Source organism: Thiomicrorhabdus cannonii, from assembly GCF_013391695.1.
Classification (GTDB): Bacteria; Pseudomonadota; Gammaproteobacteria; order Thiomicrospirales; family Thiomicrospiraceae; genus Thiomicrorhabdus; species Thiomicrorhabdus cannonii.
Genome location: NZ_JACBGH010000003.1, coordinates 180,641 through 194,032 on the forward strand (window position 1 = coordinate 180,641; position 13,392 = coordinate 194,032).

The 13,392-nt window shown below is 53.0% G+C and carries 8 protein-coding genes; 7 read left to right on the forward strand and 1 reads right to left on the reverse strand.

Annotated elements, in window-relative coordinates; translation table 11 throughout:
- Positions 1-72 precede the first annotated feature (72 nt).
- Entirely contained in the window at positions 73-1,338 is a 1,266-nt protein-coding gene (locus HZ297_RS05355) for a multifunctional CCA addition/repair protein (RefSeq protein ID WP_178861968.1), read from the forward strand.
- Between the two features lie 110 nt (positions 1,339-1,448).
- Here the strand turns inward: HZ297_RS05355 and HZ297_RS05360 are convergent, their stop codons facing one another.
- Positions 1,449-2,012: a Tll0287-like domain-containing protein gene (locus tag HZ297_RS05360; RefSeq protein ID WP_178861969.1), complete on the reverse strand. Its 564-nt coding sequence runs from the start codon at positions 2,010-2,012 to the stop codon at positions 1,449-1,451.
- Between the two features lie 214 nt (positions 2,013-2,226).
- Here HZ297_RS05360 and HZ297_RS05365 point away from each other — a divergent pair, with 214 nt between their 5' ends.
- From HZ297_RS05365 to pyk, 6 genes are all read left to right on the forward strand, one after another.
- Positions 2,227-3,465, forward strand: coding sequence for an efflux RND transporter periplasmic adaptor subunit (locus tag HZ297_RS05365; RefSeq protein ID WP_178861970.1), 1,239 nt, complete (start codon positions 2,227-2,229; stop codon positions 3,463-3,465).
- 110 nt (positions 3,466-3,575) lie between these two features.
- The gene (locus HZ297_RS05370) at positions 3,576-6,665 is read left to right on the forward strand and encodes an efflux RND transporter permease subunit (protein ID WP_178862051.1); all 3,090 of its coding nucleotides are present in this window, start codon (positions 3,576-3,578) and stop codon (positions 6,663-6,665) included.
- Positions 6,666-7,118: 453 nt separating this feature from the next.
- Complete coding sequence (gene tkt, locus HZ297_RS05375) at positions 7,119-9,107, forward strand: transketolase (protein WP_178861971.1); 1,989 nt, start codon at positions 7,119-7,121, stop codon at positions 9,105-9,107.
- Between the two features lie 85 nt (positions 9,108-9,192).
- On the forward strand, positions 9,193-10,194 hold the full coding sequence (gene gap, locus HZ297_RS05380; RefSeq protein WP_178861972.1) for a type I glyceraldehyde-3-phosphate dehydrogenase: 1,002 nt from the start codon (positions 9,193-9,195) through the stop codon (positions 10,192-10,194).
- 263 nt (positions 10,195-10,457) lie between these two features.
- Positions 10,458-11,639: a phosphoglycerate kinase gene (locus HZ297_RS05385; protein WP_178861973.1), complete on the forward strand. Its 1,182-nt coding sequence runs from the start codon at positions 10,458-10,460 to the stop codon at positions 11,637-11,639.
- Between the two features lie 295 nt (positions 11,640-11,934).
- The gene (gene pyk, locus HZ297_RS05390) at positions 11,935-13,377 is read left to right on the forward strand and encodes a pyruvate kinase (RefSeq protein WP_178861974.1); all 1,443 of its coding nucleotides are present in this window, start codon (positions 11,935-11,937) and stop codon (positions 13,375-13,377) included.
- Positions 13,378-13,392 lie beyond the last annotated feature (15 nt).

Consider the following 13,392-nt stretch of genomic DNA (forward strand, 5'->3'; position numbering starts at 1 on the left):
GTTTGATGGGTTCGTAAAAAGCCGTCTGTTATGACGGCTTTTTTGTTTATGCAGGACAAGTTAGGAATACACATGCAAGGACAGGTCTATTTGGTGGGCGGCGCGGTGCGCGACGCCTTGCTGGGCGTTAAGGTCTATGACCGCGACTGGGTGGTGGTCGGCGCCACGCCAGAGGCGATGCTGGTGGCAGGCTTCGAGCAGGTCGGCAAGGATTTTCCGGTGTTTCTGCACCCCAAAACCAAGGAAGAATATGCGCTGGCGCGCACCGAGCGCAAATCCGGCACGGGCTATCACGGTTTTGAGGTCAGCGCTTCGCAGGAAGTGACCTTGGAAGAGGACTTGATTCGCCGCGACCTGACCATCAATGCGATGGCGCGTGACGATGCCGGTAAGATCATCGATCCTTACGGCGGGCAGGTTGATCTGCAAAACCGCGTGCTGCGCCATGTATCGCCGGCCTTTAGCGAAGACCCATTGCGGGTGTTGCGCGTGGCGCGTTTTGCCGCCAAGCTGGCGCCGTTTGGCTTCCGCTTGCATGCGGATACGGCCGAACTGATGCGGCAGATGGCGGCCAGCGGCGAGCTGGATGCCTTAACGCCGGAGCGGGTCTGGCAGGAAGTGGTCAAGGCGTTGTCCACAACTCAACCGAGCGTGTTTTTTGCGGTGCTGGCCGAGGTGGGCGCTTTGCGGGTGTTGTTCCCCTGGCTGGCGGATTTGCAGGGTGTGGAGCAGCCCGCCAAGCATCATCCCGAAGGCGATGCGTGGGTGCATACCTTGTTGGTGTTGGATGCGGCGGCCGAGTTGAGCGACGATATCGGCGTGCGTTTTGCCGCCCTGGTGCATGATTTGGGCAAAGGGGTTACGCCGCGCGAACTCTGGCCCAAACATCACGGTCACGAAGCGGCGGGCTTGCCGCTGGTGGAGGCGTTTTGCGCGTCTTACCGTGTGCCCAAGAAAATCGAGGCGCTGGCGCTGAAAGTGACCCAGTGGCATGGGGTGATTCACACCGGGCTGGATAGTGATGGCAAGCCTTATCTCAAACCCAAGACCTATCTGAAAGTGATTCAATCCTGCGGTTATTTCAAACAGCCGGAGGTGTTGGAGCAGGTGTTGTTGGCCTGCAAGGCGGATGCACGCGGTCGAACCGGGTTTGAACAGGCCGCCTATCCGCAAGCAGCGTTCTGGCTGGCGCTGGCGCAAGCGGCCGGTCAGGTGGATAATCAGGAAATTCTGGCGCAGGGCTTTAAGGGCGCGGAAATCGCCACGGCAATCGAACGCAAGCGTATTGAGCTGATTGAGGCTTTTATTGAGGCTTATGCAGTCGATAACGGTGTTTGATAGAGCTGCGATTTTTAAGCCATGCAAAACTGAACAGGCCGGGTAAAGAGGTTCTCTACCCGGCCTGTTCAGTTTTTGAAACGCGGTTTTTGGGGTGTTAAAAACCGAACTTATTGCGCCTGTTTAAAGCTGAAAGCGCCGCGGATTTGCCCCAGCGTGTAACCGGTGGCGGTATCGTGCGGGTAGCGCGCTTTGATTTTTTCCATCAAAGCCGGCTGCACGTTGGTGCCGTGGCAGGCCAGGCAGACTTCGGCGGTCGGAATCGCTTTCATATAGCGGTAGGTGTCCTGGCCGTCGATTTTGACGACTTCGAATTTTTCCAGGGTTTTGGGGTCTGTGCCGGCGGCAGCCTGTTCTTCAAACCAGTTCAGCGTGGCCTGTTCCCAAGCGTCGGGTTGGGCGCGTTCCGCGCGCGGTTTGAGGCTCACGCGGTTGACGTCCCAGCCGCTGGCGGCAGACAGGTCTTTGGCGATTTGCGGGGCTTTTTCAAAGCAGACGTCAATCGCCATCATCGGGCCGCCGGCTTTCATGGCTTTGCCCAGTTCAGGCTGCAGCTGGCCGCCGAACTGTTTGGCGATGGCGCGCGCTTCGTTCTCTTTGTTGTTCACTTCACTATTGGCCATTAGGCTGAAAGGCAGAGCACTCAAGGTCAGTCCGATCAATAATTTTTGCATTTTTACATCTCCGTTTTATATGGGCATAAGTTTGGTTTATGAAAATTTATCAGAGAGTTGATGGGTAAACAACGCCAAAATCTGTGTGGGAATAAAGGCTTGGCGACGCGCAGTCAAGGTTTTTTAAGGGTTTTACAGCGCGTCAGGCTGGTGATGCAGCGCAAATTTCATTTAGAATGGCGGAATTGTTTTTTAACGGATACTGGAAAATCGCATGTGGATGCCGAAAGTAAAACGTGTTGCCGTACCCCTGTTGATTGTTGTCGTCGCCATAGCGGCGTTTGTGTACATGAAGTCAACCAAGCCCAAGCAGCCGCCGGTTGAGGTCAAGGAAAAGGTTTGGCTGGTGGAGTCGATGCCGGCCAGATTCGAAGCGCAGGCCGCAGCGCAGCGTCTGTATGGCGAGGTGGAATCGGCGTCCTTGGTGGCCGCGTCCGCGCCGATCGCCGCCTTGGTCAGTCAGGTGTGGGTCAAAGAGGGCCAGTCGTTCAAGGCGGGCGACAAGCTCCTGAGTCTGGATGCCGAGGATCTGCAGATTCCGTTGCAGCAGGCCAAGGCCGAGGTGGCCGATATGCAGGCGCAGCTGCGTCTGGAGCGTTTGGCCTATCAGGCGAACAAGGAAAAGCTCGACCATGAGCGCAAGGTGCTGGAGTTTAAGCGCGCCGATGTGCAGCGTGTACAGGAGTTGCTGAAAAAGAAACTGACCTCGCAGACCGCGCTGGAACAGGCCAAAGAGGCGTTGACCCGTCAGGAGTACACGGTGGTGGGCGCGGAACTGGCGGTGCAGGAGCACGAACTCAAGGCGCAGCAGAATCAGGCGCGGTTGGACAAGGCGCAGGCCGCCTTGCAGCAGGCGCGTTTGAATGTGGCGCGCGGCGAGGTGGTGGCGCCCTATGACGGTCGTGTCGCGAGCGTCAAGGTGAGTGTCGGCGATCGCGTCAATGCCGGTGCGGTGCTGCTGGAGTATTACGGTTTGCAGAGTCTGGAGTTGCGCGCCAAATTGCCGGTGGCGAGTTTTCAGGAAGTGAATCAGCGCCTGCAGGCCGGCGAGTCGATTGAGGCCGTCTATCGTCAAGCGGATGGCGGGCCGGTGGTTCTTAAGGCCGAGCGTTTGGCCGGTCTGGCGTCGACCAGCGGCGTCGATCTGTTTTTTGGTATTCCCGAATCTTTGCGTTATTTAAGACCGGGCGATCTGTTGCAGGTGGATCTGCAGGGCAAGGTATATGAACGGGCGTTGGCGCTGCCCTACAGCGCCATTTACGGCAATGACCGCATTTATGTGATTGCAGACGGCCGTTTGCAGGCCAAGCAGGTGGTGTTGCTGGGCGAAAAAATGGTGGACGGTGCTTTGTGGGCCTTGGTGAAGGCTGATATTGCCGAAGGCATCAAAATCAATCTGACGCATCTGCCGAATGCGGTGAGCGGCCTGAAAGTGACTGAGGTGGCGCCGTGAGCATCGATGAACGCGCTGCCGCCGGCGAAAATGAACAGGCCGGGTTGAATGTCTCCAGAACGCTGGATGAGGATTATCGCCCGCACGAAAACAAGTTCAAATCGCATGGCATGATCGGCTTGTTTGCGCGCCACAAGGTCGCGCCTAACCTGCTGATGATCATTATGATTCTGATGGGCATTGTCGCCTTGCTGAAACTCAATGTGCAGTTTTTCCCGAATTTTGATCTGGATTACGCCTCGGTGCGCGTGGTCTGGCCGGGGGCGAACGCCGAGGATGTGGAAAGCAGCGTGACCGATCCGATCGAGCGGGTGTTGCGCAATCTGGACGGGCTGGATGAAATGACCTCCACCTCGGCCTTGGGTTTGGCGTCGATTTCGCTGAAGTTCAAGGAAGGCACCGACATGATCGAGGCAATCGATCAGATCAACCAGCGCATCAATGAGCTGAGGAACTTGCCGCAGGATGCTGAGCGCCCAGTTGTCGAGCGGGTGATCCGTTATGAGCCGATAGCGCGCCTGTTGCTGTTGAGCGACCAGGCCAGTCTGGACGAATTGCGCAAGCTGTCGCGCGATTTCGAGCGCCAGTTGCTGGATCGCGGGATCGACAAGATCAACTTCAAAGGACTGCCTGCCGAAGAGATGGCGATCGAGGTGCCGCAGCGCACGTTGGAACATTACGGTTTGTCGCTGGAGCAGATCGGCAATCAGGTGGTGGGCATGAGCCGCGACTATCCGGCCGGTTCGGTGGGGGATCGCGACAGCGTGCGTGATCTGCGCGCTTTGGAGCAGAAACGCAGCGAAGCCGAATTTGCGCAGATGCCGCTGGTGGCCAACCCTTCGGAACATATTGCGTTGGGTGAGGTCGGTAAGATCGAACGTCGTCCGCTCAAGGATTCGCCCACTCTGCAAGTGGACGGCAAAACGGCGGTGGAGTTGCAGCTGATGCGTGCCGAAAGCGGCGATACGTTGAAATCGGCGCAGATTCTGGATGCCTGGCTGCAGCAGACACGCCCGCAGCTGCCGCAGGGGGTGGAGCTGCGGGTTTATGACGAAACCTGGTCGCTGGTCTATCAACGTATTATGCTGCTGGTGAATAACGGTATCAGCGGCTTGATTCTGGTGGTGTTGATTCTCTATCTGTTTATGAACGGCCGAGTCGCCTTCTGGGTGGCGGTGGGGATCCCAGTCTCCTTCATGGCGACTTTGATGATCATGTATCTGGCCGGCGGCAGCATCAATATGGTGAGTCTGTTCGGCCTGATTATGGCGCTGGGGATTATCGTCGATGACGCCATCGTGGTCGGCGAGGATGCGTTGGCGCACCATGAGCGGGGTGAAGGTCATCTACAGGCCGCCGAGGGCGGGGCGCACCGCATGTTGGCGCCGGTCACGGCGTCGTCCCTGACGACCGTGGCGGCGTTTTTGCCGTTGATGATGATCGGCGGCGAGATGGGCAATATTCTGTTTGCCATTCCGCTGGTGATTATCGCCGTGATTTTTGCGTCGTTATTGGAAAGTTTCACGATTCTGCCAGGCCATTTGCGCCACGCCTTCCATGGTTTGCAACCGGCACAGCCCGGTTCGGTCCGCTACCGCCTGGATCACACCATCGATCATCTGCGCCACCATCAATTCCGCATGATGATCCGCTGGGTGTTGGCGAATCGTGCCATCACCCTGGCGGGTGCTTTGGGATTGATGATCTTTGCCATCGGCCTGTTGGCCGGCGGACGCCTGGGGTTTGTGTTCTTCCCGTCGCCCGAATCGACCAAAATCAATGCCGATGCGCGCTTTGTATCGGGCACCTCCAGCGAGGTCACAGCCGCTTACGCGGAGCGTCTCTATAAAGCCCTGCGCGAAACCGAAGCGCAGTTGGAACCCGGGATCGTCAAAACCGCGGTGGTGCATTTCAACGAAACCAGTAATCAGAGCGGCCCGAATTACTGTGGCGTGAATATTGAGCTGACGGAGCCTGATCAGCGCAACACCCGCAATGCCGAGTTTATCCGCGTGTGGCAGGAAAAAGCGGGCAGTGTGCCGGGCCTGGATGTGCTGACGATGGAAGCGCCGCGCATGGGGCCGCCGGGTAGTGATATCGATATCCGTCTGAAAGGCGCGGAACCGATGCAGTTGAAGCAGGCGGCGCTCGATTTGCAGCAGGTGTTGACGCAGATCACCGGTGTCAGCGGGGTGCGCGATGACCTGCCGTTCGGCCGCGATCAGCTGGTGTACGAACTGACGCCGCAAGGCAAGGCGCTGGGGTTGACCTATGTTTCCTTGGGGCGGCAGTTGGCGGATGCCTTCTCCGGCCGTCTGGTGCAGATTTTTACCGACGAAGAGGATGAGATCGAGGTGCGCGTGCAGTATTCGCGCGACGAACAGGGCACCTTGGCGACCTTGAATCGTATGCAGGTGGTGACGCCGAGCGGCGAGCGTGTGGCGCTCAGTTCGGTTGCCACCTGGCGCACGCAGCGCGGCTTTGACGTGATGCGCCATGTCGACGGTCAGTTGGCGGTGACCGTGGTGGGCGAGGTCGATAAAAGCGCCAATAACGCCAACTTGATTCTGGCGCAGCTGCAGCAAAGCACCCTGCCGCAGCTCGTGCAACAATACGGTCTGAATTACAGTATCGAAGGGCAGCGCGCCCGTCAGGCCGAGGCGATGGGCGATATGAAAATCGGTTTGTTGATCGGTTTGTCGATCATCTATATCGTGCTCGCCTGGGTGTTCGGTTCTTACGGCTGGCCGCTGGTGGTGATGACGGCGATCCCGTTCGGTCTGATCGGCGCCATTATGGGGCACTGGTGGATGGGGCTGGATATGACCATTCTGTCGCTGTTCGGTTTCTTCGGGCTGTCGGGCATTGTGGTCAACGATTCGATTATTCTGGTGAGTTTTTACAAACGCCTGCGCGAAGATGGCTTGGGGGTCAATGAGGCGTTGGAAGAGGCGGCGGTGCAGCGTGTGCGTGCCGTGTTGCTGACCTCCTTGACGACCATAGGCGGATTGACGCCGCTGTTGTTTGAAACCTCGTTGCAGGCGCAGTTTTTGATTCCGATGGCCACCGCGATCGCATTCGGTCTGATGTTTTCGACCTTCCTGATTTTGCTGGTGATCCCGGCGTTATTGTCGGTTTACGAGCATGAACATCAGCGCTGGGGGCGCATTAGGGCGCGTTGGAAAGGCCAACCGGCCTGAGGTTTTTGCGGCCTTGCAAAACTCAACAGGCCGGGTAGCGGCGGCAGTGGATGTCGGAATTGCCGCCTTAAGTGTCGAAAAACCTGTTATTACAACGGCTTTGCCCGGCCTGGGGGCCGGATTGCAAATCTAATAATTAGATAAGAAAACTTGATGATTTTGTTGTTTTAAGAGAGAATAATCGTCCAAATTTATCTTGTGGGATAGTGTCAGGATTTTTTGAAGTGCCGTTCAAGGGCATTTTTAGAGAGCTTTGCACGAGTGGGGCGCGAAACAAAAAAATGAGGAAAAAATCGCCTGATTGAGGCGGAACACGCAGCTAATAGCTGGCTATTGGCAAGTTTTCCAACAAAAATCAGGCGATTTTTAACCATTTTTATTCGTGCAGCCATCTCGTGGAAAGCTCTCTTTATTCCACAGTCACCGAATTTATTTACCAATTGAGGAAGTTGTATGGCAACTCGTAGAGAACTTGCAAACGCAATCCGTGCTCTGAGTATGGATGCGGTTCAAAAGGCTAATTCAGGTCACCCAGGCGCGCCTATGGGGATGGCTGATATTGCCGAGGTACTGTGGAACAGCCACATGAAATATAACCCGGCTAACGCCAAGTGGGCAGACCGCGACCGTTTCGTACTGTCTAACGGCCACGGCTCTATGCTGATCTATTCTTTGTTGCACCTGACTGGTTTCGATTTGAGCATCGAAGACATCAAACAATTCCGTCAATTGCACTCTAAAACTGCCGGCCACCCTGAATACGGTTATGCCGACGGTATCGAAACGACGACTGGTCCGCTGGGTCAAGGTATCACCAACGCCGTCGGTATGGCGATTGCCGAGCGTACGCTGGCGGCACAGTTCAACCGTCCTGGCCACAACATCGTTGACCACCACACTTACGTGTTCATGGGCGACGGCTGTTTGATGGAAGGTCTGTCTCACGAAGCGGGCGCAATGGCCGGCGCTTTGGGGCTGGGCAAGCTGATCGCTTTCTGGGATGACAATGATATCTCTATCGACGGTCACATCGGTGACTGGATGGAACGTGACGTTGCAGGTCGTTTCGAATCTTACAACTGGCACGTTATCCGCAATGTAGACGGTCACGATGCGGAAGCGGTCAACAAGGCCATCGAAGAAGCGAAGTCTGTGACTGACAAGCCATCTTTGATCTGTACGCGTACTATCATCGGTTTCGGTTCTCCGAACCTGTGCGGTTCTCACGACTGCCACGGCGCGCCGCTGGGCGACAAAGAGATCGCTGCTGCGCGTGAATTCCTGAACTGGCCGCACGCTCCTTTTGAAATTCCAGAAGACATCTACGCTGGTTGGGATCACAAAGCACAAGGCGCTAAAGACGAAGCGGAATGGGAAGCGCGTTTCGCAGCTTACCGTGCCGAGCACCCAGAATTGGCGGCTGAATTCGAGCGTCGTATGGCTGGCGAATTGCCTGCAAACTTCGAAGTGGAAATGGATAAGTTCATTGCGCACACGCAAGAACAGATGCCTAACATCGCTTCTCGTAAAGCGTCTCAAAACGCCATCGAAGCCATGGGTCCATTGTTGCCTGAAATGTTCGGCGGTTCTGCCGACTTGACGGGTTCTAACCTGACTAACTGGTCTGGCACTGTCAAAGTGAACTACGACAACGCTAACGGTAACTACCTGTCATGGGGTGTGCGTGAGTTCGGTATGGCTCACATGATGAACGGTATGGTTCTGCACGGCGGTTTCAAAGTGTACGGCGGTACTTTCTTCATGTTCATGGAATTCATGCGTAACGCGTTGCGTATGTCTGCTTTGATGAAAATCGGCACGATCTATGTGTTCACGCACGACTCTATCGGTCTGGGTGAAGACGGTCCTACGCACCAGCCTGTTGAACAGTTGGCGACGATGCGTGTGATTCCTAACTTCCAAACCTGGCGTGGTTGCGATGCGATCGAATCGGCGGTTTCTTGGAAGATGGCGATGTTGCGTGGCAATGCACCGACTGCGTTGATCTTCTCACGTCAGAACCTGAAGCCAATGGAGCGTACTGCAGAACAAGTTAAGAACATCGAGAAGGGTGGTTACGTATTGAAAGATTGCGCTGGCACGCCAGACATCATCTTCATCGCTACCGGTTCTGAAGTGGAATTGGCGATGAATGCCGCTGAAGCGATGGATGCAAACGTACGTGTTGTCTCTATGCCATGTACAAACGCATTCGACGCACAAGACCAAGCCTACAAGGATTCTGTATTGATTCCAGGCGTTAAGCGCGTTGCGATCGAAGCCGGTGTCGCGGAGTCTTGGTACAAGTATGTTGGTCTGGACGGTGACGTTGTGTGCATGAAGTCTTTCGGTGAATCTGCTCCGGCAGGCGCATTGTTCAAAGAGTTCGGCTTCACGGTTGAAAACGTTGTCGCTACCGCTAACCGCGTTCTAGGTAAATAATTTCATTTTTTCAAATTCAATTCGAATTTAATATCCAATCAGGTTCGGTTCAGGCTGAACCTGGTTATTTTTAGGAGTAAAAACGATGACTATTAAAGTAGGTATCAATGGTTTCGGCCGTATCGGTCGTATGGCTTTCCGCGCTGCGGCTAAAGACTTCAAAAACATCGAAGTAGTTGCGATCAACGATTTGTTGGATCCAGAATACTTGGCTTACATGTTGAAGTATGACTCAGTTCACGGTCGTTTCGACGGTGAAGTTTCTGTTAAAGACGGTAACCTGATCGTTAACGGTAAAACTATCCGTATCACTGCAGAGCGTAACCCAGCTGACCTGAAATGGGATGAAGTAGGTGCCGATCTGGTTATCGAATGTACTGGTTTCTTCTTGACTGAAGAGTCTTGCCAGGCGCACATCGAAGCGGGTGCGAAGAAAGTGGTTCAATCAGCTCCTTCTAAAGACCACACTCCAATGTTTGTATACGGTGTTAACCACAACTCTTACGCTGGTCAAGCAATCGTTTCTGCGGCTTCTTGTACTACTAACGGTTTGGCACCAGTTGCTAAAGTATTGAACGACAACTTCGGTATCAAACGTGGTTTGATGTCAACTGTTCACGCAGCAACGGCTACTCAGAAAACGGTTGACGGTCCTTCTTCTAAAGACTGGCGCGGTGGTCGCGGTATCCTGGAAAACATCATCCCATCTTCAACTGGTGCGGCTAAAGCAGTAGGTGTTGTTCTTCCAGAATTGAACGGCAAGTTGACTGGTATGGCTTTCCGTGTTCCTACTTCTGACGTGTCTGTTGTTGACTTGACTGTTGAGTTGGAAAAAGAAGCTTCTTACGCTGACATCTGCGCAGCTATGAAGAAAGCGTCTGAAGGCGAATTGGCTGGTGTTCTTGGTTACACTGAAGAAGCTAACGTTTCTACTGACTTCCGTGGTGACTCTCACCCATCTATCTTTGACGCTAAAGCAGGTATCGCTCTGGATTCTACTTTCGTTAAAGTGGTTGCTTGGTATGACAACGAATACGGTTATACATGCAATATGATGCGTGTAGTAGAGCACGTAGGCTCAAATTAATCGTTGATTCATCTTATTAGTGGGTGAATTCTTTGTTAGACCTGCCAGTCGTTTACAAAAGTAAACTCCTTCGGTCTGCCTTGAATTCACCTCACTACTAAGCGAATCAAACGTTAATTTATTTTAGAGGAGTAGGGGTTTAACTTGCTCTTCTAAAATTAAATTTCCTTGTCAGTATTTTCAGAAGTATTGAAAAGCAAATTTAATTAAATCCATAGATTTCCTGTTCTGGAAATCGAATTCAACTTGAAAGAGGACTCATTATGTCTGTTATTAAGATGTCTGATCTAGATTTGGCTGGTAAGCGCGTTCTGATTCGTGAAGACCTGAACGTGCCAGTTAAAGACGGTAAGGTTACTTCTGATGCGCGTATCCGTGCTTCTTTGCCAACCATTAAGATGGCAGCGGACGCGGGCGCTAAAGTTATGTTGATGTCTCACTTGGGTCGTCCAGAAGAAGGTGTTTACGATGAAGCTGCTTCATTGGCACCGGTTGCCGCTAACTTGTCAGAGAAGCTAGGTAAAGAAGTCCGTTTGGTAAAAGATTACCTGGACGGTAACTTTGAAATCGCAGACGGTGAAGTGGTTCTTCTTGAAAACGTTCGCTTCAACAAAGGCGAGAAGAAAAACGACGAAACTTTGTCTAAGCAATACGCAGCGCTTTGCGACGTTTATGTAATGGATGCTTTCGGTACAGCTCACCGTGCGCAGGCTTCTACTCACGGTGCGGGTGCGTTTGCTCCGGTAGCGTGTGCAGGCCCATTGTTGGCAGCCGAGTTGGAAGCGCTAGGTAAGGCGTTGAACAACCCAGCACGTCCTTTGGTGGCGATCGTTGGTGGTTCTAAAGTGTCTACTAAGTTGACTGTGCTTGAATCTTTGTCTGAGAAAGTAGATCAGTTGGTTGTGGGCGGCGGTATCGCTAACACGTTCATCGCAGCAGCGGGTAACAAAGTTGGCAAGTCTCTGTATGAAGCGGATTTGATCCCGACTTGTAACAAATTGAACGAAATCATGGAAGGTCGCGGTGCGGCGATTCCGTTGGCGACTGACGTTGTTTGCGGTAAAGAGTTCTCTGAGTCTGCAGCGGCTGAAACTAAATCTGTAGCGGATGTGGCTGACGACGACATGATTTTCGATATCGGTCCTGATTCTGCAAAAGCTTTGGCTGACATCATTATGAACGCCGGTACTGTTGTTTGGAACGGTCCAGTTGGTGTATTCGAATTCGATCAGTTCGGCGAAGGCACTAAGACTATCTCTATGGCGATCGCTGAGTCTAAAGCGTTCTCTATCGCAGGTGGCGGTGATACTTTGGCTGCGATCGACAAATACGACATCGCGGACAAAGTGTCTTACATCTCTACTGGCGGCGGTGCGTTCCTGGAGTTCCTGGAAGGTAAAAAATTGCCAGCGGTTGAAATGTTGGAACAAGCTGCAGCTAAATAATTGCAGTGTTTGACGCGAGTTTAATTTGCGTCGAGCGATTTGTTGGCCTGGTTGTAAGGGTTTATAACCAGGCCTGTTTAATTTAACTGTCACGATGCTTGTTTATACTGGTTAACCGTGGATTCATGTTGAGTTCACAGCGAAGTAATCATTAAGGGTGCCTCGGGAAGTAAACTTTGCAACAGCAGCCAAATACTTGGCTTGCTTGGGATCGGTCATGAGCCGGCAGTTTATTTTGCGAGACATCTTTCATGTGTAAATAAGATCGTCAAAAGATAAGGATTTAAAAAAGATTATGGCATCTGGTTTAAGAAGAACAAAAATTGTTGCCACTTTAGGGCCTGCAACTGACCGTGAAGGTGAGTTGGAGCGTATGATTCAAGCCGGTGTGGACGTGGTACGTATCAACATGTCACATGGCGCGCCTGAAGAGCATATTGCCCGTGCGCAACGCGTACGTGAGTTGGCAGAAAAGTTCGATCACGAAGTCGGTGTATTGGTTGACTTGCAAGGGCCTAAAATTCGTATTGCCCGTTTTGCCGAAAACAAAATCTTTTTGGAAAAAGGCGACAAGTTTGCGCTGGACAACAATGTCGGCAAAAACGACGGTAATCAGCATGAAGTCGGTCTGACCTACAAAAACCTGCCGTACGATGTTAAGCCGGGCGATATGCTGTTGTTGGACGACGGCCGCTTGGTATTCCAGGTGGATAATGTTGAGGGCGAGCGCGTTAATACCACGGTTATCGTTGGCGGTACTTTGTCGAACAACAAAGGTATCAACCTGCAAGGTGGCGGTCTGTCCGCAGCGGCTTTGACGGATAAGGATAAAGAAGACATTATCACGGCTGCGGCCATGAATGCCGACTACTTGGCATTGTCTTTCCCGCGTTCGGCTGAAGATGTTGAATATTGCCGTACTTTGGCACGTCAGGCCGGCCTGAACTGCTCTATCGTTTCCAAGGTGGAACGCGCCGAAGCGGTGGCGGATGATGAAACGCTGGATAGCATTATCCTGGCCTCTGATGTCATCATGATTGCGCGTGGTGACTTGGGTGTTGAAGTCGGTGATGCTCAGTTGCCTGCATTGCAGAAGAAAATGATCAAGCGTGCGCGCCAATTGAACCGTGTGACGATTACCGCTACGCAGATGATGGAAACCATGATCGAAAACGCCATTCCTACACGCGCCGAAGTATTCGACGTGGCGAACGCGGTAATGGACGGTACGGATGCGGTTATGTTGTCGGGTGAAACGGCAACCGGTAAATCGCCAAGCCTGGTTATTGAAACCATGGGGCGTATCTGTGCTGAAGCAGAGAAACAACGCTCAACGCGTGAATCAACGCACCGTATTGACGAGTCTTTCACTGCGGTGGATGAAACCATTGCCATGGCGGCAATGTACTCGGCCAACCATTTCGGCGTGAAGTGTATCGCTGCGTTGACCGAGTCGGGTAACACGACGCTATTGATGTCGCGTATCAGCTCAGGTATTCCGATTATTGCTTTGACGCCACATTTGGAAACCCGCCGTAAGGTCACGTTGTTCCGTGGCGTTTATCCTTCATCGGTTGATTATACCGGTTTGAATGATGAAGAAATCCAGGATGCAATCCTGCAAAAAATTAAAGCGTTTGGTATCGCCAAAGAGGGTGATCTGATCATTCTAACGCGTGGTGAATCACGCGGTTTGATGGGCGGCACCAACCGTATGGAAATTGTTAAAGTCCCTTAATAACTGACGGGTTAG